We start from the raw sequence: 19,665 nt of genomic DNA on the forward strand, positions 1-19,665 counted from the left end.
GCGCCATGAAGAGGGGAACCTTTATCCACAGCCTCGCACCTTGGGCACTGCCGGTGTTGCTGTTGGCGATATGGCAGTTGTCGGTGTCGGCGGGCTGGCTGTCGACGCGGATACTGCCGGCGCCCAGCGCGGTCATCGAGGCGGGTGTAGGCCTGGTGCGCAGTGGCGACATCTGGAAACACCTGGCGATCAGCGGCTGGCGTGCCAGCATCGGTTTTCTGATCGGTGGTGGCCTTGGCTTGGCGCTGGGGTTCATCACCGGGCTGTCGAAGTGGGGCGAACGCCTGCTCGACAGTTCGGTACAGATGATCCGCAACGTGCCGCACCTGGCGCTGATTCCACTGGTGATCCTGTGGTTCGGCATTGATGAGTCGGCGAAGATTTTCCTGGTGGCCCTGGGCACCTTGTTCCCGATCTACCTCAACACCTACCACGGCATCCGCAATGTCGACCCGGCCCTGGTGGAGATGGCGCGTAGTTATGGCTTGAGTGGTTTCAGCCTGTTCCGCCAGGTGATTCTGCCGGGCGCGCTGCCATCGATCCTGGTGGGGGTGCGGTTTGCCCTGGGCCTCATGTGGTTGACGCTGATCGTTGCTGAAACCATCTCCGCCAGCTCCGGTATCGGTTACCTGGCGATGAACGCCCGGGAGTTCCTGCAGACCGATGTGGTGGTGCTGGCGATTGTTTTGTACGCGGTGCTTGGCAAGCTGGCCGACCTCGCCGCCCGTGGGCTGGAGCGCGTGTGGTTGCGTTGGTATCCGGCCTATCAAGTAGCCAAGGGAGGTGCGGCATGACGGCTCAACAACCACCGCGCCTGCTGCGCGGGATTCCACTGGCGGTGCGCAAGCTGCAAAAAACCTTTGGTGCGCGGCACGTGCTGCGGGACATCGACGTGCACATTCCGGCCGGTCAATTCGTCGCGGTGGTGGGGCGTAGCGGCTGCGGTAAAAGCACATTGCTGCGCTTGCTCGCCGGCCTCGATCAACCGACGGATGGCGAGCTGTTGGCCGGATCCGCGGCGCTCAGCCAGGCGCGGGAAGACACTCGCCTGATGTTTCAGGAAGCGCGTCTGCTGCCCTGGAAGAAAGTGATCGACAACGTTGGCCTCGGCCTCAAGGGCGACTGGCGCCAGAAAGCGCTGGACGCTCTGGACGCCGTAGGGCTGGCGGATCGCGCCAACGAATGGCCGGCGGCGTTGTCCGGCGGGCAAAAGCAACGGGTGGCCCTGGCCCGGGCGCTGATCCACCAGCCGCGCTTGCTGTTGCTGGATGAACCGCTGGGCGCCCTGGATGCCCTGACCCGCATTGAAATGCAGCAACTGATCGAGCGGCTCTGGCAGCAGCACGGCTTCACCGTGTTGCTGGTGACCCATGACGTCAGTGAAGCGGTGGCGATTGCCGACCGGGTGCTGCTGATTGAAGAGGGCGAGATTGGCCTGGACCTGCACGTCGACTTGCCGCGCCCTCGGGCTCGTGGCTCCCATCGGCTGGCGGCGCTGGAAACCGAAGTCCTCAACCGTGTGCTGTCACTGCCTGGTCAGCCACCGGAACCTGAACCTGTTTCACCCTTGCCCACGCAATTGCGCTGGGCTCAATAACTGCAGTTTTATCCCAACGACAGGAATCCACATCATGACGATCAAGGCCATCAACGTTCGCAACCAGTTCAAAGGCACCATCAAGGAGATCGTCGAAGGCGACGTGCTCTCGGAAATCGATGTACAGACAGCCTCCGGCATCGTCACCTCGGTGATCACCACGCGCTCGGTCAAAGAGCTGGAGTTGGTGATCGGCAGTGAAGTCATCGCCTTCGTGAAATCCACCGAGGTGTCGATCGCCAAGTTGTAAGCGCGTGCGCCACGAGCAACCCCGAAGGGTGTGAGCCCTTCGGGGTTGTGTGCGTGTGAGTCAGTGTGGTGGTGAGCCCTTCACGGGCAAGCCCGTTGCCGCCTTTGAGCGGCGTCGCGCACAGGCCTGACATTTACTGGGGGCCCAATGTGGGAGCGGGCTTGCCCGCGAAGAGTGCAGTGAAGCCAGCACAGAAATCAGGCTGGAACTACACGCTTTGGCAAATACGGCGGCAGATACAACCCAAGGTACGCATCGAACACCCGCATCCCTTCCTCGGCCATGCGCGGGGTGATCTGCCCGTGCTGCTGCACCGAGCGTGCGTAAACACGGTCGCCCAGTTCCATGGCCAGGGCAAACACGTCGACGTCCCTAGGCAATGCCGGCAGCTCGAAGTGGTGGTCGAAGAGTTTGTGCATCAGGTCCCCCAGTTCGATGTCGTGCTGACGGTCGGCCTGGGTGACCTCTGTCAGGCCATGCTGGGCGAGGATCAGTTGGCGGGCGGCGGCATCTTCGCTGTAGATCGCGAGCATGCGCTGTTCCACCAGCCGCGACAGGTCACGCCAGCCACTGAGGGTGTCATGGTCGATAGGCGCTTGCAGGCAGGCGCGGAACGCGGCGTGGACGTCGGCCGTCAGGGCTTCGAGCAGGGCCGGGACGCTGGCGAAGAAATGGTAGACGGAGGAGGGCGGGATCTCCGCACGCTCGGCGACACTGTAGATCGACAAACTGGCCACGCCCTCGGCGGCCAGCAGTGTGCGGGCTGCATCGAGTATCGAGTCGATTCGCGCCTGGCTGCGTGCGCGGGGTTTGCGTGAGGTGGCGAGGCGGGTCATTGAGGTCTCCTGCGGGGCAGGGGGCATTGTACGAGGCGACTCGCCCCTTGTCTGTACAGGCCCACTGCGCCGCTTGGCCGCCAGGGTGACTTAGCCGTCGACCTGCACGCTCCGACCGTTCAAGGGTTGGACCGGACGTGCGTTCATCGGGTACAGCGCCTGGAAAGCCTCCAGTTGCGCCCGGGATATCTGCACCGCAGTGGTCAGCACATTCCAGCGCACGCCTTCAGTACAGGGTGGGGTAGTCAGAGAACCCATGTAGGAATAGGCGTTGTGGGTGGCGGGCAATAAATCGGCAATGTTCAGTGTCTCCAGGGTCGCCGTGCCACCCGCGTCTTTTGGCATGGCTGCCAGGATCGGCTCCAGCGTTGGGTTATGTGCGCCCTCTTCAAACAGCAAGGCCACAACGGCCAGTTCGCCTGCGGTGTTGCGATGAACCAGATGCGCACTCAGAGGATAGGAGCGGCCCTGGATCTTTTCCTCACTGGGCGTATGGAAGTGCAATTGCACGAGCGAATAGGCACCGGAGGTCAGGGTGATACCGCCTGAGTCCGTCGGCGATACCTGGATCGTATGACCGTTGTTCAGCACGGCGGCTGTGCTTGGGCGATAAGTGAAGGCCGGGGGCTCGACTCCAGCCTTCACCGCGTCATGAATATCGATTGGCGACTGTTCTTTACCGGACGTGCAGAGTCTGAATTCGCTCTTCAGTTCGCTCCAGCTTTCCGGGCCGGTGGGTGCGGTGTAGCCCCATTCGGCAGTGTCGGCGGTGTTGGCCCAGGCGTTGGTACACAAACCGGCGGCGATCAGGGTCATGGCTGTGCCTAGCAGTTGTTTTGTCATGCTTGTTGTTCTCGCAGGTAGGAAACCGGTCAAATTCCGGAACTCTGAAGTGTGAACTGGCGGGTAGGCAATCGATGTAATCTGGGCCTGACAGTTCCGTAAGACAAATCACCGAGAATGATTGCAAGAATAAACAATGGATGGCGGGCACAAAAAAACGCCGCCAGCTGCAAGGCTGGCGGCGTTTTTTTTACTGCAGGCCGCTTACACGGTATGCAGGTACCAGTTGTACTCGAGGTCGGAGATGGAGTGTTCGAACTCCTCCAGCTCGCTCTCTTTACAGGCCACGAAGATATCGATGTATTTCGGATCGATGTACTTGGCCATGACTTCGCTGTCGTCCAGCTCACGCAGTGCATCGCGCAGGTTGTTCGGCAGGCTTTGCTCGTTCTGCTCGTAGCTGTTGCCTTCGACCGGAGCGCCCGGCTCGATCTTGTTCACCAGGCCGTGGTGCACACCCGCCAGGACCGAAGCCATCAGCAGGTACGGGTTGGCATCGGCGCCGGCCACACGATGTTCGATGCGCACGGCATCGGAGGAGCCGGTCGGTACGCGGATCGCTACGGTACGGTTGTCCAGGCCCCAGCATGGCGAGTTCGGCACGTAGAACTGTGCACCGAAACGACGGTAGGAGTTGACGTTCGGGCAGAGGAAAGCCATCTGCGCCGGTAGGGTCTCGAGCACACCGCCGATCGCGTGACGCAGTGCGGCGTTCTGCTCGGGATCCTCACTGGCAAAAATATTCTTGCCGTCTTTATCAAGGATCGAGATGTGGACGTGCAGACCGTTACCCGCCTGGCCTGGGTAAGGCTTGGCCATGAAGGTGGTGTCCATCTCATGGTCGTAGGCGATGTTTTTGATCAGACGCTTGAGCAGTACCGCGTAGTCGCAGGCCTTGATCGGGTCGGCAACGTGGTGCAGGTTCACTTCGAACTGCGCCGGAGCACTTTCCTTGACGATGGCATCGGCCGGGATGCCTTGCTCTTTCGCACCTTCCAGAATGTCCTGGAGGCAGTCGACGTATTCGTCGAGGTCGTCGATCAGGTAGACCTGTGTCGAGTGCGGGCGTTTGCCGGAAACCGGCGAGCGAGGTGGTTGCGGGCGACCGTTCACGTTCTCCTGGTCGATCAGGTAGAACTCCAGTTCGAAGGCGGCGCAGATGGTCAGGCCCATTTCGTCGAACTTGCGCACTACATTGGCCAGCACTTCACGCGGGTCGGCGAAGAATGGCTCACCTTCGAGTTCGTGCATGGTCATCAACAGTTGCGCGGTAGGGCGCTTCTGCCAAGGCTCATTGCACAGGGTGTCAGGGATTGGATAGCAGATTCGGTCAGCATCGCCGATGTCCAGGCCCAGGCCGGTGCTTTCCACCGTCGAGCCATTGATATCCAGAGCAAATAGAGAGGCCGGCAGGTTGATGCCTTTCTCGTAAACCTTGTGGAGGCTGGTGCGTTCGATGCGCTTGCCGCGCACCACACCATTCATATCCGCAATCAGAAGGTCAACGTACAGAACCTCAGGATGTTCCTTAAGGAACGCGTTCGCTTCGTTAAGCTGAACGGCACGCGGGGGTACCGACATGATGCAACACCTTTGTTGTTAAAAATATCAATCATTGATCTTTTCAGATTCCAGTCAACCCCAACGGCATGCCGAAGTCAAGCGAGGCCTTAATTGCCCTAAAAAAGCGCTCGAATGGCATTTTTGGGGCGGTTTGGGGCGTTTTTATGCCTTTCACTTCTTTGGTAACAGCTTGTTTGAGCGGGCCGTGTTGTATTTTTTACGGGGGTGTTGTGTAAAAAAATGAACAAGGCTAAGCTCGAATCAAACCCATAACAGCAATAATACCGGGGTGCTTCATGTCTCGCCTGCCGTTAATCGGCGTCACCGCCTGCTCCAGGCAGATCGGTCTGCATGCTTATCACATCAGTGGCGACAAGTACGTTCGTGCAGTGGCCACGGCAGCCAGAGGCTTGCCGGTAATTGTGCCGCTGCTGCCGGAGCTGCTGTCCCCGTCCGATATTCTGGACGGTCTGGATGGCATCCTGTTTACCGGTTCACCTTCCAATGTAGAACCTTTTCACTATAGCGGGCCTGCGAGTGCGCCGGGAACCGCCCATGATCCTGCACGCGATGCCACCACCCTGCCGCTGATTCGCGCCGCGGTGGCTGCTGGCATCCCGGTACTGGGGATCTGTCGTGGCTTTCAGGAAATGAACGTCGCATTCGGTGGCAGCCTGCACCAGAGCGTCCACGAGGCCGGTCCCTTCATGGATCACCGTGAAGACGACAGCCTGCCACTGGAAGGGCAATACGCCCCCAGCCACCCGATGCACATCCAGCCCGGTGGCGTGCTGGCGGGCCTGGGCCTGCCGAGCGTGATTTCAGTCAATTCGATTCATGGTCAGGGCGTTGAACGTCTGGCGCCGGGCCTGCATATCGAGGCGTTGGCGCCCGACGGATTGATCGAGGCGCTGTCTGTCAAGGACGCAGAGATCGAGGGAGACCAGGCTTTTGCTTTGGGGGTGCAATGGCACCCCGAATGGCAGGTAAGCTCCAACCCTCACTACCTTGCCATCTTCCAGGCATTTGGCGATGCCTGTCGCAAGCGGGCAATACAACGCGACGCGGACGCGTCAAACAACGCCTGACTCTTAATGAGGTCAGGAAACCCAGCCCAGAGGCATTTATGAGTAACAACCTCGACCAGCTCACCGATTGGTTGAAAGACCACAAGATCACAGAAGTCGAATGCATGATTGGCGATTTGACGGGGATCACCCGTGGCAAGATTTCGCCAACCAACAAGTTCATTGCCGAAAAAGGCATGCGCCTGCCCGAGAGTGTGCTGCTGCAAACAGTGACGGGCGACTATGTCGAAGACGACATCTATTACGAACTGCTCGACCCGGCCGACATCGACATGATCTGCCGTCCGGACGAAAACGCCGTATTTCTCGTGCCGTGGGCCATCGAACCGACCGCCCAGGTGATTCACGATACCTACGACAAGCAAGGCAACCCGATCGAGCTGTCACCGCGCAACGTGCTCAAGAAGGTACTCAAGCTCTATTCCGACAAGGGCTGGCAGCCAATCGTGGCGCCGGAAATGGAGTTTTACCTGACCAAGCGCAGTGACGACCCGGACTATCCACTGCAACCGCCCATTGGCCGTTCCGGGCGTCCGGAGATCGGTCGCCAGTCGTTCTCCATTGAAGCGGCCAACGAATTCGACCCGTTGTTCGAAGACGTCTACGACTGGTGTGAACTGCAAGAGCTGGACCTGGACACCCTGATCCACGAAGACGGCACGGCGCAGATGGAAATCAACTTCCGTCACGGTGACGCGCTGTCCCTGGCCGACCAGATCCTGGTGTTCAAGCGCACCATGCGTGAGGCGGCGCTCAAGCACGACGTGGCGGCGACCTTCATGGCCAAGCCCATGACCGGCGAGCCCGGCAGTGCCATGCACCTGCACCAGAGCATCATCGACCTCGAGACCGGCAAGAACGTCTTCTCCAATGAAGACGGGACCATGAGCCAACTGTTCCTGCATCACATTGGTGGCCTGCAGAAGTTCATCCCTGAGCTGCTGCCGCTGTTCGCGCCCAACGTCAACTCGTTCCGCCGCTTCCTGCCGGACACCTCCGCGCCGGTAAACGTGGAGTGGGGTGAAGAGAACCGTACCGTGGGCCTGCGGGTGCCGGATGCCGGCCCGCAAAACCGTCGGGTGGAAAACCGTCTGCCGGGCGCCGACGCCAACCCGTACCTGGCGATTGCCGCGAGCCTGCTCTGCGGCTACATCGGCATGGTCGAAGGCATCAACCCAAGTGCACCGGTGGTTGGACGGGGTTACGAGCGGCGCAACCTGCGTCTGCCGCTGACCATCGAAGACGCACTGGAGCGCATGGAAAACAGCGCCACTATCGAGAAATACCTGGGCAATAAATTCATCACTGGCTACGTCGCGGTCAAGCGGGCCGAGCATGAAAACTTCAAGCGCGTGATCAGTTCGTGGGAACGGGAGTTCCTGTTGTTCGCCGTCTGATACGCCGGGTGCGGCCCTCAAAAGCCGCACTCTCACCTCACTAGGAGAGCTTTATGACCAGCCACAACCCGCAAACCCGTGAATGGCAAATTCTGAGCAACGATCACCACCTGGCGCCGTTCAGCGATTTCAAGCAGCTTAAAGAGAAAGGCCCGCGCATCATCACCCACGCCAAGGGCGTTTACCTGTGGGACAGCGAAGGCAACAAGATCCTCGACGGCATGGCCGGCCTGTGGTGCGTGGCCATCGGTTACGGTCGCGACGAGCTGGCCGATGCCGCCAGCAAGCAGATGCGTGAGCTGCCGTACTACAACCTGTTCTTCCAGACCGCTCACCCGCCGGTGCTGGAACTGGCCAAGGCCATCGCCGACATCGCACCAGAAGGCATGAACCACGTGTTCTTCACCGGTTCCGGTTCCGAAGGCAACGACACCATGCTGCGCATGGTTCGCCATTACTGGGCGATCAAGGGCCAGCCGAACAAGAAGGTCATCATCAGCCGTAAAAACGGTTACCACGGTTCGACCGTGGCCGGCGCCAGCCTGGGCGGCATGACCTATATGCACGAACAGGGCGACTTGCCGATCCCGGGCATCGTGCACATCCCGCAACCGTACTGGTTCGGTGAAGGCGGCGACATGACACCGGATGAGTTCGGTATCTGGGCGGCCAACCAGCTGGAAGCAAAGATTCTCGAAGTCGGCGTCGACAACGTTGGCGCCTTCATCGCCGAGCCGATCCAGGGTGCCGGCGGCGTGATCGTTCCGCCAGAAAGCTACTGGCCGCGCATCAAGGAAATCCTCGCCAAGTACGACATCCTGTTCGTCGCCGACGAAGTGATCTGTGGTTTCGGCCGTACCGGTGAGTGGTTCGGTAGCGATTTCTACGACCTCAAGCCCGACATGATGACCATCGCCAAGGGCCTGACCTCCGGCTACATCCCGATGGGTGGCCTGATCGTGCGCGATGAAGTGGTCGAGGTGCTGAACGAAGGCGGCGACTTCAACCACGGCTTCACTTACTCCGGCCACCCGGTTGCCGCGGCAGTGGCACTGGAGAACATCCGCATTCTGCGCGAAGAGAAAATTATCGAGCGCGTTCATGCAGAAACGGCACCGTATTTGCAAAAGCGTCTACGGGAACTGAACGATCACCCGTTGGTGGGCGAAGTCCGTGGCGTCGGCTTGCTGGGTGCCATTGAACTGGTTCAGGACAAGGCCACGCGCAAGCGTTACGAGGGCAAGGGCGTAGGCATGATTTGCCGGCAGTTCTGCTTCGACAACGGTCTGATCATGCGCGCAGTAGGGGACACCATGATCATCTCGCCGCCACTGGTGATTACACCGGCGGAAATCGACGAGCTGGTGACCAAGGCGCGTCAGTGCCTGGACTTGACCCTGAGTGCATTGCAACGCTAAGTGCTAGGCTCTGAGCGAAGGGGAATACAGGCCCTTTCGCTCAGGGAGATCAGAAAGCTTGGCCTTTCCTTGAAAGACCGCCACTGAACTTGCCAGACTAGCCATAGTTCCAGTTGCCCGGGTTCGGCCGCGGAACAAGTGGTTCAAAAAAGAACAATTTGGAGCATTACGCATGAAGGCACTAGGTAAAAAGCTCGGTGGCAAGACACTGCTCGCCATGTCCCTGCTGGGGCTAATGGCTGGCGCGGTCCAGGCTGATGACAAGGTACTGCACGTATACAACTGGTCTGACTACATCGCACCGGACACCGTCAAGAAGTTCGAAGACGAGTCGGGCATCAAAGTTGTCTATGACGTCTTCGACAGCAACGAAACCCTGGAAGCCAAGTTGCTGGCAGGCAAGTCCGGCTACGACATCGTCGTACCCTCGAACAACTTCCTGGCCAAGCAAATCAAGGCCGGCGTCTACCAGAAGCTGGACAAGTCCAAGCTGCCTAACTGGAAGAACCTGAACCCTGAGCTGCTCAAGGCCGTCTCGGTCAGCGACCCGGGCAATGAACATGCCTTCCCGTACATGTGGGGCTCGATCGGCATCGGTTTCAACGCCGACAAGGTCAAGGCCGCTCTGGGTGCCGATGCACCGACCAACTCCTGGGACCTGCTGTTCAAGCCGGAAAACGCGGCCAAGCTGAAATCCTGTGGCATCAGTTTCCTCGACTCGCCCACCGAGATGATCCCGGTGGCGCTGCACTACCTGGGCTATCCGACCGACAGCCAGGACAAGAAACAACTGGCCGAAGCCGAAGCGCTGTTCCTGAAGATCCGTCCTTCGGTGGGCTACTTCCACTCGTCCAAGTACATCTCCGACCTGGCCAACGGCAACATCTGCGTGGCCGTGGGTTACTCGGGTGACATCTACCAGGCCAAGGCCCGCGCGGCTGAAGCCGGTGACAAGGTCAAGGTCAGCTACAACATTCCGAAAGAAGGTGCAGGCAGCTTCTATGACATGGTCGCCATCCCCAAGGATGCCGAGAACGTCGAGGGCGCCTACAAGTTCATGACCTTCCTGATGAAGCCGGAAATCATGGCTGAAATCACCAACGCCGTACGTTTCCCGAACGGTAACGCGGCAGCCACGGCACTGGTCGACAAAGACATCACCAGCGACCCGGGTGTTTATCCTCCGGCGGATGTTCTGGCCAAGCTGTATGCGATTGCCGACTTGCCGGCCGCTACCCAGCGGATCCTGACCCGTAGCTGGACCAAGATCAAATCCGGTAAATAAGCCGGTTTGAAGCACTGTCCTGTTGCCGTCGTCGTGCTGACGGCGGCATCAGGAACAATTAAATGACAGAAAGTTTTGCTGGATCGGTTTATCGAGGGTAAGTTGCGCGCCGGTTTTGTTGCCAGGCAGCCATGGCTGTCATGTAACGCTGGGCAACTTGGGCCCAACTATTTAAGAGGACCACCACTTGCCTATTTCTTTGTTTCGCAAAGCCATGCTGGTTGGCGCCGGCCTGACACTCGCCGTCAGTGTGCAAGCCGCACCCACCGTGCATATTTATAACTGGTCGGACTACATCGGCGAAAACACCCTGGCGGACTTCGAAAAAGCCACGGGCATCAAGCCGGTGTATGACGTGTTTGATTCCAATGAAACCCTGGAAGGCAAGTTGCTGGCCGGGCGTACCGGTTATGACGTGGTCGTGCCGTCCAACCACTTCCTGGGCAAACAGATCAAGGCCGGGGCATTCCAGAAGCTCGACAAGTCGCAGCTGCCCAACTACGCCAACCTTGATCCGGTGCTGCTCAAGCGCCTCGAACAAAACGACCCGGGCAACCTGTATGCCGTGCCGTATCTGTGGGGCACCAACGGCATCGGTTACAGCGTCGACAAGGTCAAGGCCGTACTGGGCGTCGACAAGATCGACTCCTGGGGCGTGCTGTTCGAACCGGAAAACATCAAGAAGCTGCAAAGCTGTGGCGTAGCCTTCCTGGATTCCGCCGATGAAATGATGCCGACGGTCCTCAACTACATGGGCCTGAATGCCAACAGCACCAACCCTGAGGATTACAAGAAGGCGGAAGCCAAGCTGCTCGCGGTACGGCCTTACGTGACTTACTTCCATTCCTCCAAATACATTGCAGACCTGGCCAACGGCGACATTTGCGTGGCGATCGGTTTCTCCGGCGACATCTTCCAGGCCAAGGCGCGTGCAGCCGAAGCTGGCAAGGGCGTGAACATCGCGTACTCGATTCCGAAAGAAGGCGGCGCGTTGTGGTTCGACATGCTGGCGATTCCCAAGGACTCGTCCAACGTCAAGCAAGCCAATGCGTTCATCAACTACTTGCTCAAGCCTGAGGTGATTGCCCAGGTCAGCGATTATGTCGGCTATGCCAACCCGAACCCTGCGTCGGACAAGCTGATGGATCAGTCGATTCGCGAAGACGAGTCGGTGTATCCACCACAAGTGGTCCTCGACAAGACCTACGTGTCGATCGAGCTGCCACCGAACATTCAACGCTTGATGACCCGCAGCTGGACCAAGGTCAAGTCGGGTAAATAGTGACAAAGGCTCAACCTATCCAAGGTTTCGCCCGTATTGGGCGAACTGCACTCTTTTTGTTGGGAGTTTCGTAAATGGCAGTTGCCTCCGGCGCCTATAAGAAAGCCCTCGAGGGCGACCAGACACCTAAGCAGGTGCTGGTCAAAATCGACCGGGTCACGAAGAAGTTCGACGAGACGATTGCCGTGGACGATGTGTCCCTGGAAATCAAGAAAGGCGAGATCTTCGCCCTGCTCGGCGGTTCGGGATCGGGCAAATCGACCTTGCTGCGCATGCTCGCAGGGTTCGAACGGCCTACGGAGGGACGCATTTTCCTCGACGGCGTGGACATCACGGACATGCCGCCGTACGAGCGCCCGATCAACATGATGTTCCAGTCCTACGCCCTGTTCCCGCACATGACGGTAGCGCAGAACATTGCCTTCGGCCTCAAGCAGGACAAGATCCCGACGGCCGAGGTCGACGCCCGAGTGGCCGAGATGCTCAAGCTGGTGCAGATGAGCCAGTACGCCAAACGTAAGCCGCACCAGCTCTCCGGTGGTCAGCGCCAGCGTGTGGCCCTGGCCCGATCCCTGGCCAAGCGCCCGAAGCTGTTGCTGCTCGACGAACCGATGGGTGCGCTGGACAAGAAACTGCGCTCGCAGATGCAGTTGGAGCTGGTGGAAATCATCGAGCGCGTGGGCGTGACCTGCGTCATGGTGACCCACGATCAGGAAGAGGCCATGACCATGGCCGAGCGCATCGCGATCATGCACCTGGGCTGGATCGCCCAGATCGGCAGCCCGATCGACATCTACGAAACCCCGACCAGCCGCCTGGTCTGCGAGTTCATCGGCAACGTCAACATCTTCGAAGGTGAAGTGGTGGACGACGCCGAGGGCCATGCGCTGATCACCTGCAAGGACCTGGATCGCAACATCTACGTGGGGCACGGCATCAGCACCTCGGTGCAGGACAAGTCGGTGACCTACGCGATTCGCCCGGAAAAACTGCTGGTCACCGCAGAAATGCCGACCTGCGAACACAACTGGTCGAGCGGTAAGGTGCATGACATTGCCTACCTGGGCGGCCACTCGGTGTTCTACGTCGAGCTGCCGAGCGGCAAGCTGGTGCAGTCGTTCGTGGCCAACGCCGAACGTCGCGGGCAGCGTCCGACCTGGGGCGACCAGGTCTACGTCTGGTGGGAAGATGACAGCGGCGTGGTACTGCGCTCATGAACATGCGAAAGCTCAAGCGTCGACTCAGTCGAATAATTCCCGGTGGCCGTCAGCTGGTCATCGGGGTTCCGTTCCTCTGGCTGTTCCTGTTCTTCATGTTGCCGTTCTTCATCGTGTTGAAGATCAGCTTCGCCGAAGCGGACGTGGCCATTCCACCGTACACCGAGATCTACAGCTTCGTTGAGCAGAAGCTGCAGCTGCTGCTCAACCTCGGCAACTACGTGATGCTCAGCGAGGATGAGCTGTACATCGCCGCTTACCTCGGCTCGTTGAAGATGGCGCTGATCAGCACCATCCTCTGTTTGCTGATCGGCTACCCGATGGCCTATGCCATTGCCAGTGCGCGCAAGGAAATGCAGACCGTGCTGGTGCTGCTGATCATGATGCCGACCTGGACCGCGATCCTGATCCGCGTGTACGCGTGGATGGGCATCCTCAGCAACAACGGGCTGCTCAATGGCTTCCTGATGACCATGGGCTGGATCGACGAACCGCTGCAGATCCTCAATACCAACCTGGCGGTCTATATCGGCGTGGTCTATTCCTACCTGCCGTTCATGATCCTGCCGCTCTACGCCAACCTGGTGAAGCACGACACCAGCTTGCTGGAAGCCGCGTCCGACTTGGGTTCGAGCACCTTCAACAGCTTTTGGAAGATCACCGTGCCGCTGTCGAAAAACGGCATCATTGCCGGCTGCATGCTGGTGTTCATCCCGGTGGTGGGTGAGTTCGTGATCCCGGAACTGCTGGGCGGTCCGGAAACCCTGATGATCGGTAAAGTGCTGTGGCAAGAGTTCTTCAACAACCGTGACTGGCCGGTGGCGTCTGCCTTGGCTGTGGTGATGCTGGCAATCCTGATTGTGCCGATCATTCTGTTCAACCGCAGTCAGGCCAAGGAAATGGAGGGTAGAGAATGAAGCGCTTTCGTTTCTCCAGCCTGATGCTGGTGCTGGGCCTGTTGTTCATCTACCTGCCGATGCTGATCTTGGTGATCTACTCGTTCAACGCCTCGAAACTGGTAACGGTCTGGGGCGGCTGGTCGATCAAGTGGTACGTCGGCCTGCTGGACAACTCCCAGCTGATGGGTTCGGTGGTGCGCTCGCTGGAAATCGCCTGCTACACCGCGATTGCAGCGGTTGCCCTGGGCACCCTGGCGGCCTTCGTGCTGACCCGGATTACCCACTTCAAGGGCCGCACGCTGTTCGGTGGCCTGGTGACCGCGCCGCTGGTAATGCCGGAAGTGATCACCGGTCTGTCGCTGCTGCTGCTGTTCGTGGCCATGGCGCAGATGATCGGCTGGCCGCAGGAGCGTGGCATCGTCACCATCTGGATCGCCCACACCACGTTCTGCGCCGCCTATGTGGCGGTGGTGGTGTCGGCGCGGTTGCGCGAGCTGGACCTGTCCATCGAAGAGGCGGCCATGGATCTGGGTGCGAAGCCGTGGAAGGTGTTCTTCCTGATCACCATCCCGATGATCGCGCCGTCGCTGGCGGCGGGCGGCATGATGTCCTTTGCGTTGTCCCTGGATGACCTGGTGCTCGCCAGCTTCGTCTCCGGCCCAGGTTCCACCACCCTGCCGATGGAAGTGTTCTCGGCGGTGCGCCTGGGCGTGAAGCCCGAGATCAACGCCGTGGCCAGCCTGATCCTGCTGGCGGTATCGATCGTGACCTTCCTGGTCTGGTTCTTCAGCCGTCGCGCCGAAGAAAACCGCAAGCGTGCAATTCAGCAAGCCATCGAGGAAAGTGCCGCCGATTCCTGGAAACAACCGGACGTGCGCCGGGCCCAGGCACCGGAAGCGGCTTAAGCCCGCTGTACAAAAAACCTCGCTCCCGGCATCGGGAGCGAGGTTTTTTTATGCCTTCGGTCTGGCGTATCCGATGTCATGGGATTGCAGGTTTTCAGTCGCTACTGCGCGCCCCGCGCCGGCAGCAGTTTCAAGGTGCTGCGGGTATTGGCGGTCACTTCTTCTTCGCTGAAGTGCGCTTGATGGTAGATACCTTCGACATAGGCTTCGGCCTGGTCGGCGTAGTGCGGGTCGAACGGCACGCCGCTCTGGCCGACCGGGTTGATGGTCAGGCCGTGGGCGGGGTCGGCGAAATCGATGATGCGTCGGGTCGACGGGCCGTAGGTCACGAGCCACGGCGCGGGGCCGATCTTGGCCGAGAGGTTGTTCGGCACCTCATGGGTGCCGGGAGCCTCGAACGGGCCGACGTCGAAGATGCGCTCCAGGGGCTTTTGCGTGCCCAGCGGATGGTTATGGGTCAGGGTATGGGCCTTGCCCCATTGCCATTGGGAGGCATCCGGGCCGAGGGTGGTTTTCAGGTGCGCCAGGCTGGCATTCCAGGCGGCCTTGACCACGTCGGCACGGGTTTCCCTGACCGGTGTGGCGCGGTTGTCCCACCACGGCGAATCCGCGTTCGCCGCCAACCGTGGCAGCGCGGCATCGATCACCCGGGTCGAGAGCAGGGTGCCGAAAAAGCTGTCGCCGAGTTCGTCATGCAGTGCGCCGTCGGCCAGGTTGAACAGGAACTGGTTGAACAGCGTGGCGCTGATGGACTCCAGCGGGTAGTCGCCTTTCCACAGTGCCAGTTGTTCCACCCATTTGCGCTCCTGCGGGTCGCTGACCACGTCACGCAATACCGGCAACAGCGGTGCCAGGAGGCGAGGGCCGTAGCCAGTGGTGGTGCCCAGTTGCAGTTTCTGGGTGGCGTCGATGTCCCACTTCAGGTTCTTGTCGCTGAGCTGAAGGTTGAGCTGCTGGCCACGGTCGGCCAGGTTGTAGTAACCAGGAATCTCCATGCCTGTCGGCGAGACCGGCTGGAAGTTGGCCGAGACGATGTAGCCGCGCGCCGGGTTTTCTTCCTGCGGGTTGGCGCTGAACGGGTAGAAGCCTTCTTTGTCGGCCTGGTGGGTGCTGCCGTCGAGGATGAAGCCTGGCTTGACCCCGGCCGGACGCTTGGGCAGTTGTGCCGCGGCCCACCAACCGATATCGCCCTTGGCGTTGGCCCAGACGATATTCAGCCCGGGTGCCTGCACCTTGGCGGACGCGGCGCGGGCCTTGGCCAGGGTGTCGGCGCGATTGAGCTGGTAGAAGCCTTCGAGGATCGGGTTCTGGGTGTCGAGGAACGCCCACCACATGGCGATCGGGGTCTTGCCGGCGTTGGCGCCGAGCACGTCGTTGATGATCGGCCCGTGGGGCGACTGACGCAGGGTGAAGTTGACCGGCGCCTGGCCCTTCACGGCAATCTGCTGCTCGGTCGTGACTAGGTCGACCCACTTGTCGCGGTACCAGACCTGATTGGGATTGTCCGGGTTGACCTTCTCGGCGATCAGGTCGAGGTCATCGTTCTGGAACATCGTCAGGCTCCAGCCGAAGTCCAGGTTGTGACCCAGGAATGCGAAGGGCACCAGTGCCTGATGGTGGCCGTAGAGTTCCAGGCCCGGTGCCGACAGCTGGGCTTCGTACCACACCGCCGGCGCCGAGAAGCGAATGTGCGGGTCGCCGGCCAGCAAGGGCTTGCCACTCTTGGTGTGGTTGCCGGCAATCACCCAGGCGTTGCTGCCTTCGAATTGCGGCAGGCCGTTGTCGGCCAGCGCTTGCTCGCTCAGGCGGGCAATGGCGTTGAGGTCTTGCCAGTCACTGGCGCTGAGGGCTGGAGCATTGGGGGTGTGCTGCTGAGCCAGCACGCCCTTGGGCTGCCAGTCGAGGTCGAAGATATTCAGGTAGTCGTGGCCCAACTGATCACGCACGTAGGTCATTACCGGTTCGGTGCGAAAGGCCGCGGCAAAGCTGTAGGCCATGTAGCCGGCGACGCTGACGCTGTCCTGTGCGGTGAACGGCCGCTTGCGGATGCCCAGCACGTCGAACTCCACCGGTGCGGCGTGAGTGTCCTGATACTGGTTGATCCCGTCCAGGTAGGCTTGCAGGGCCTTCCACGCCGGGGATTGCTTGTCGAGCGCGGCCACATAGCTGTCGGCGCGCTCACGGATGCGCAGGCTGCGAAATAGCTTGTCGGTGTCGAGCAGCTTGGGACCCAGTACTTCGGCCAGTTCGCCCCGGGACAGGCGGCGCATGGCTTCCATCTGGAACAGTCGGTCCTGGGCCTGCACATAGCCGAGGGTGCGGTACAGGTCGAGTTCGCTTTCGGCGCGAATGTGCGGCACGCCGCGCTCGTCGTAACGCACCGTCACCGACCCTTCCAGATGCTGCAACTGCACCAGGCCCTGGCGCGAAGGCTGTTTGCTGTACACGTACCAGCCAGCGCCGACGATGAGGGCCGCAAGCAGTACAGCCAGTAGGGTCAGGACGCGTTTCATGGGAACTCCTTGTTCTTTTTATGGGTGCCGCCAGCCAGGGCGATCACATTTAGCACAGACCTTGTGCGTCGGGCATCACCTACCTTGAAAAGTCCTGAATGCCCTACTGCGGTTCACTGGCCCACGGGCAATAGCAGCCCACCGCCAGGGTGTGGGTGGCGCTGACGGGACGGTCTTCGCTGAGGGCTTGCAGGATGGGTTCGATAAAGCTGTTGCTCGAGTTGCACGTCAGGCCTTCGCTGTAAGGCCCGAAGTACGCCAGTTTGCCGCTGCGATCCCAGATCGCCACCGCCGGGCTGGCGGGGATCTGTTCCGAGCCTGGGAGGATTTCCAGGGTTTTCAGGCCGCTCAGGGTGCCGGGCAACTGCCCCTGGCTGCCGGGTTTCTGGACCGCGTAGAACTGCACGCCTTGGGGGGCGTAGTGCGTCAGCAGCTCGGCCAGGTGCTGTTGATTGCCGACGTTGCATGGGCACGCCGGGTCCCAGAAGTGCACGACGCGAATCGCGCCGGGGCCGGCCAGGTGCTCGGGAAGACGCAAGGGGTCGCCGGAAAACACCGCCGTGTGCGAGCTGAATGCCCGCAGGTAGCGCCCCTGAAACCAGTCGTACGCCGCCCACAGCACGCCGGCGCATATCAGGGCGAGCAGGGCGGCAAGCAATGTCGTGCGGGAGTGCGGGCGCATACGAAACCATCCTTGAAGGTGGCGTAGCTTGCCATGCTTGCCACGACAGATGAATATCGCAGGCCCATAAAGTCTGTTTCGCGCTCCGCGCTTTGCCTGGAAACCCGCCATGCCTGCCACCTTCGATCCCGATCACCTGCGCGCCAGCCTGCGGCCCCTGGCACAGGCGCAGCCGCTGTCGGTGGAGGCCCGGGCCTACCGGAATTTCTACGGGCTGGATTTCCCGGGGCGCACGCTGCGCACGGGGCTTGGCCGTTTCGAGGTGGACGGTTATGAACTGGTCAGCCAGCTCTGGTGGCCCGAGGGGGCGAAGGCGACGCTGTTTCTGTTTCACGGCTTCTACGATCACACCGGGCTGTACCGGCATGTGATCGAGTGGGCACTGGATCAGGGTTTTGCCGTGATCGCTTGCGACTTGCCGGGGCACGGTTTGTCCAGCGGCGAGCGTGCCAGCATCCGGGATTTCGCCGAGTACCAGGACACGCTGCAAGGGGTGTTCGCCGAGGCGCGATCCGTTGGCCTGCCACAGCCGTGGCATCTGTGTGGGCAGAGTACCGGCGGGGCGATCGTGATTGATCATGTGCTCAATCAGGGTGCGAACAGTCCGGCCCAGGGCCAGGTGATTCTGCTGTCACCCCTGGTGCGGCCACGGGCCTGGGGCTGGTCGCAGTTCAGTTATTACCTGCTCAAGCCGTTCGTCAAAGGCATCGCCCGACGTTTCAGCGAGAACTCCAACGACCCGACGTTCTTGCCCTTTCTGCAGGCCGACCCGCTGCAGCCACAACGCTTGCCGACCGCCTGGGTCGGGGCGCTGGCGAGCTGGATCAAGCGCATCGAAGCGGCCCCACGCAGCAGTCGTACGCCGTTGATCGTGCAGGGGCAGTCAGACATGACGGTGGATTGGCAGCACAACCTTGAGGTACTGGCAGGCAAGTTCGAACGCCCGCAGGTGTTGAAACTGCCCGAGGCCCGCCATCATCTGGCGAACGAAACCCAGGCGTTGCGCCAGGAGTATTTCGGGTTTTTGACCAAGCGGATGAAGGGCTGGAATCGTTAGCGCCTGTTGCGATTCGCCGAAAGCGATCGTCCAGGCACCGAAGATTACGGGTTGAGGCTCGAGGTACTCTGGCCCACTGCCAACCCCGCGCGAATCGCCGCCAGTGCCGCCTGGTAGTAAGCCTTGCCTTGTGGCGACTCGGCGAACGTGGCGAATTCTTCAAGCTCCGGATCGGACAGGTCGCGATACACGTAGAGCAAGGTGTTGTTCAGATCGCTGCCAATCTGTTCCATCAAGCGCTGGCGCTGGCCGTTCAACATGCCTTGGGCCTGGCCGCCGCCGAGCAGGCCGGGAATCATCTGGCTCAGGCTGTCCGCCGCCACGCCGGCGATTGCCAGGCTGACTTCGGCACCGGCTTCGCGCGCGGGCAGGGCCTGGGCCAAGTGCCCGATGATCAACTGGCGAGTGTCGCTGGCTTCCATTTTCGGCAGGCCCTTGGCGTTTTTCGCCAACTGGTCGCGGCGGGTCGCGAGCAACTCGGCGGCGATGATCTTGCGCCCCAGGGGTGACTGGAAGAAGGCTAGTGCCGGTTTCGGATCCGGGAGGTTTTTACGCAGTTGCGCTTCGGCGCGGCGATCCATGGCCTGCGGCGCAAAGCGTTGATTGCTGTTATTGACCAGCGCTTGGAATACCGCTGGCGGCAAACTATTTTGGTAGCGCTGCTGGGCGGCGGTCAGGGCATCGTTAAAATGCGCTCGCTGCTCTGGCCAACCGGCGACCTTGTATAACTGGTCGTGGCCGTCTGCCCAAGCGGGAAAAGTGCAGAGCATCAACAGTGAAAAAAGCAAACGGCGCATAAGGACTCCTGTCGGCAGGCGACTATTCTCCGGGGC

Annotated in this window: 18 protein-coding genes; 12 read left to right on the forward strand and 6 right to left on the reverse strand. The window is 60.6% G+C overall.

The annotated features are described in order from the left end of the window. Positions 1–5 precede the first annotated feature (5 nt). Genes ssuC through CKW07_RS16400 form a run of 3 tightly spaced genes read left to right on the forward strand, consistent with a single transcriptional unit; the run spans position 6 to position 1,847 of the window. Positions 6–794 (forward strand): aliphatic sulfonate ABC transporter permease SsuC, encoded by a 789-nt coding sequence (gene ssuC / locus CKW07_RS16390; RefSeq protein ID WP_095145949.1) that lies wholly within the window; start codon positions 6–8, stop codon positions 792–794. Next, on the forward strand, positions 791–1,597 hold the full coding sequence (gene ssuB / locus CKW07_RS16395; protein ID WP_095081826.1) for an aliphatic sulfonates ABC transporter ATP-binding protein: 807 nt from the start codon (positions 791–793) through the stop codon (positions 1,595–1,597). Before ssuC ends, ssuB begins: the two co-directional genes overlap by 4 nt. A gap of 34 nt (positions 1,598–1,631) precedes the next feature. Beyond that, complete coding sequence (locus tag CKW07_RS16400; protein WP_003213899.1) at positions 1,632–1,847, forward strand: molybdopterin-binding protein; 216 nt, start codon at positions 1,632–1,634, stop codon at positions 1,845–1,847. Positions 1,848–2,044: 197 nt separating this feature from the next. Here the strand turns inward: CKW07_RS16400 and CKW07_RS16405 are convergent, their stop codons facing one another. The 3 genes from CKW07_RS16405 to CKW07_RS16415 all read right to left on the reverse strand — a co-directional run bounded on the left by CKW07_RS16405 (position 2,045) and on the right by CKW07_RS16415 (position 5,107). Further along, the gene (locus tag CKW07_RS16405) at positions 2,045–2,683 is read right to left on the reverse strand and encodes a TetR/AcrR family transcriptional regulator (protein ID WP_095145951.1); all 639 of its coding nucleotides are present in this window, start codon (positions 2,681–2,683) and stop codon (positions 2,045–2,047) included. Between the two features lie 90 nt (positions 2,684–2,773). Further along, entirely contained in the window at positions 2,774–3,526 is a 753-nt protein-coding gene (locus tag CKW07_RS16410; protein ID WP_095145953.1) for a carbonic anhydrase, read from the reverse strand. Between the two features lie 204 nt (positions 3,527–3,730). Continuing rightward, a complete protein-coding gene (locus CKW07_RS16415) occupies positions 3,731–5,107 on the reverse strand; it encodes a glutamine synthetase family protein (protein WP_095081821.1) in 1,377 nt (458 codons plus the stop codon). A 278-nt stretch (positions 5,108–5,385) separates the two neighbouring features. On the opposite strand from CKW07_RS16415, the gene CKW07_RS16420 reads away from it, so the two are divergent. From CKW07_RS16420 to CKW07_RS16455, 8 genes are all read left to right on the forward strand, one after another. Further along, the gene (locus CKW07_RS16420) at positions 5,386–6,177 is read left to right on the forward strand and encodes a gamma-glutamyl-gamma-aminobutyrate hydrolase family protein (RefSeq protein WP_095145955.1); all 792 of its coding nucleotides are present in this window, start codon (positions 5,386–5,388) and stop codon (positions 6,175–6,177) included. A 38-nt stretch (positions 6,178–6,215) separates the two neighbouring features. Continuing rightward, positions 6,216–7,574, forward strand: a complete 1,359-nt coding sequence (locus CKW07_RS16425) for a glutamine synthetase family protein (protein ID WP_095145956.1) — start codon at positions 6,216–6,218, stop codon at positions 7,572–7,574. Positions 7,575–7,627: 53 nt separating this feature from the next. Continuing rightward, positions 7,628–8,992, forward strand: coding sequence for an aspartate aminotransferase family protein (locus tag CKW07_RS16430; protein ID WP_095145957.1), 1,365 nt, complete (start codon positions 7,628–7,630; stop codon positions 8,990–8,992). Positions 8,993–9,164: 172 nt separating this feature from the next. Beyond that, positions 9,165–10,277, forward strand: coding sequence for a polyamine ABC transporter substrate-binding protein (locus CKW07_RS16435; RefSeq protein WP_095145959.1), 1,113 nt, complete (start codon positions 9,165–9,167; stop codon positions 10,275–10,277). A 187-nt stretch (positions 10,278–10,464) separates the two neighbouring features. After that, positions 10,465–11,559, forward strand: coding sequence for a polyamine ABC transporter substrate-binding protein (locus CKW07_RS16440; RefSeq protein WP_095145961.1), 1,095 nt, complete (start codon positions 10,465–10,467; stop codon positions 11,557–11,559). Positions 11,560–11,633: 74 nt separating this feature from the next. After that, positions 11,634–12,776, forward strand: a complete 1,143-nt coding sequence (locus tag CKW07_RS16445) for an ABC transporter ATP-binding protein (protein ID WP_095145963.1) — start codon at positions 11,634–11,636, stop codon at positions 12,774–12,776. Next, positions 12,773–13,693, forward strand: coding sequence for an ABC transporter permease subunit (locus tag CKW07_RS16450; protein WP_095145965.1), 921 nt, complete (start codon positions 12,773–12,775; stop codon positions 13,691–13,693). The genes CKW07_RS16445 and CKW07_RS16450 overlap by 4 nt, the downstream gene beginning before the upstream one ends. Then, positions 13,690–14,580, forward strand: a complete 891-nt coding sequence (locus CKW07_RS16455) for an ABC transporter permease subunit (protein ID WP_095081811.1) — start codon at positions 13,690–13,692, stop codon at positions 14,578–14,580. Before CKW07_RS16450 ends, CKW07_RS16455 begins: the two co-directional genes overlap by 4 nt. 101 nt (positions 14,581–14,681) lie before the next feature. Here the strand turns inward: CKW07_RS16455 and CKW07_RS16460 are convergent, their stop codons facing one another. Then, entirely contained in the window at positions 14,682–17,093 is a 2,412-nt protein-coding gene (locus tag CKW07_RS16460; protein WP_095145967.1) for a penicillin acylase family protein, read from the reverse strand. A gap of 103 nt (positions 17,094–17,196) precedes the next feature. Next, the gene (locus CKW07_RS16465; RefSeq protein ID WP_095145969.1) at positions 17,197–17,775 is read right to left on the reverse strand and encodes a DUF6436 domain-containing protein; all 579 of its coding nucleotides are present in this window, start codon (positions 17,773–17,775) and stop codon (positions 17,197–17,199) included. Positions 17,776–17,884: 109 nt separating this feature from the next. Here CKW07_RS16465 and CKW07_RS16470 point away from each other — a divergent pair, with 109 nt between their 5' ends. Beyond that, the gene (locus CKW07_RS16470) at positions 17,885–18,832 is read left to right on the forward strand and encodes an alpha/beta hydrolase (RefSeq protein ID WP_095145970.1); all 948 of its coding nucleotides are present in this window, start codon (positions 17,885–17,887) and stop codon (positions 18,830–18,832) included. Between the two features lie 44 nt (positions 18,833–18,876). On the opposite strand, the gene CKW07_RS16475 is transcribed toward CKW07_RS16470, so the two are convergent. Further along, positions 18,877–19,629 (reverse strand): DUF2059 domain-containing protein, encoded by a 753-nt coding sequence (locus tag CKW07_RS16475; protein ID WP_095145971.1) that lies wholly within the window; start codon positions 19,627–19,629, stop codon positions 18,877–18,879. Positions 19,630–19,665 lie beyond the last annotated feature (36 nt).

This window comes from Pseudomonas sp. Irchel s3b6, assembly GCF_900187415.1.
GTDB lineage: Bacteria > Pseudomonadota > Gammaproteobacteria > Pseudomonadales > Pseudomonadaceae > Aquipseudomonas.

Excerpts from the sequence above, each read along its gene's own strand:
- CKW07_RS16400 (WP_003213899.1), top strand. The coding sequence starts at position 1,632 with ATGACGATCAAGGCCATCAACGTTCGCAACCAGTTCAAAGGCACCATC.
- CKW07_RS16430 (WP_095145957.1), top strand. The coding sequence starts at position 7,628 with ATGACCAGCCACAACCCGCAAACCCGTGAATGGCAAATTCTGAGCAAC.
- ssuB (WP_095081826.1), top strand. The coding sequence starts at position 791 with ATGACGGCTCAACAACCACCGCGCCTGCTGCGCGGGATTCCACTGGCG.
- CKW07_RS16455 (WP_095081811.1), top strand. The coding sequence starts at position 13,690 with ATGAAGCGCTTTCGTTTCTCCAGCCTGATGCTGGTGCTGGGCCTGTTG.
- CKW07_RS16445 (WP_095145963.1), top strand. The coding sequence starts at position 11,634 with ATGGCAGTTGCCTCCGGCGCCTATAAGAAAGCCCTCGAGGGCGACCAG.
- CKW07_RS16450 (WP_095145965.1), top strand. The coding sequence starts at position 12,773 with ATGAACATGCGAAAGCTCAAGCGTCGACTCAGTCGAATAATTCCCGGT.
- CKW07_RS16475 (WP_095145971.1), bottom strand. The coding sequence starts at position 19,629 with ATGCGCCGTTTGCTTTTTTCACTGTTGATGCTCTGCACTTTTCCCGCT.
- CKW07_RS16465 (WP_095145969.1), bottom strand. The coding sequence starts at position 17,775 with ATGCGCCCGCACTCCCGCACGACATTGCTTGCCGCCCTGCTCGCCCTG.
- CKW07_RS16415 (WP_095081821.1), bottom strand. The coding sequence starts at position 5,107 with ATGTCGGTACCCCCGCGTGCCGTTCAGCTTAACGAAGCGAACGCGTTC.
- CKW07_RS16405 (WP_095145951.1), bottom strand. The coding sequence starts at position 2,683 with ATGACCCGCCTCGCCACCTCACGCAAACCCCGCGCACGCAGCCAGGCG.
- CKW07_RS16460 (WP_095145967.1), bottom strand. The coding sequence starts at position 17,093 with ATGAAACGCGTCCTGACCCTACTGGCTGTACTGCTTGCGGCCCTCATC.
- CKW07_RS16420 (WP_095145955.1), top strand. The coding sequence starts at position 5,386 with ATGTCTCGCCTGCCGTTAATCGGCGTCACCGCCTGCTCCAGGCAGATC.
- CKW07_RS16435 (WP_095145959.1), top strand. The coding sequence starts at position 9,165 with ATGAAGGCACTAGGTAAAAAGCTCGGTGGCAAGACACTGCTCGCCATG.
- CKW07_RS16410 (WP_095145953.1), bottom strand. The coding sequence starts at position 3,526 with ATGACAAAACAACTGCTAGGCACAGCCATGACCCTGATCGCCGCCGGT.
- CKW07_RS16470 (WP_095145970.1), top strand. The coding sequence starts at position 17,885 with ATGCCTGCCACCTTCGATCCCGATCACCTGCGCGCCAGCCTGCGGCCC.
- CKW07_RS16425 (WP_095145956.1), top strand. The coding sequence starts at position 6,216 with ATGAGTAACAACCTCGACCAGCTCACCGATTGGTTGAAAGACCACAAG.
- ssuC (WP_095145949.1), top strand. The coding sequence starts at position 6 with ATGAAGAGGGGAACCTTTATCCACAGCCTCGCACCTTGGGCACTGCCG.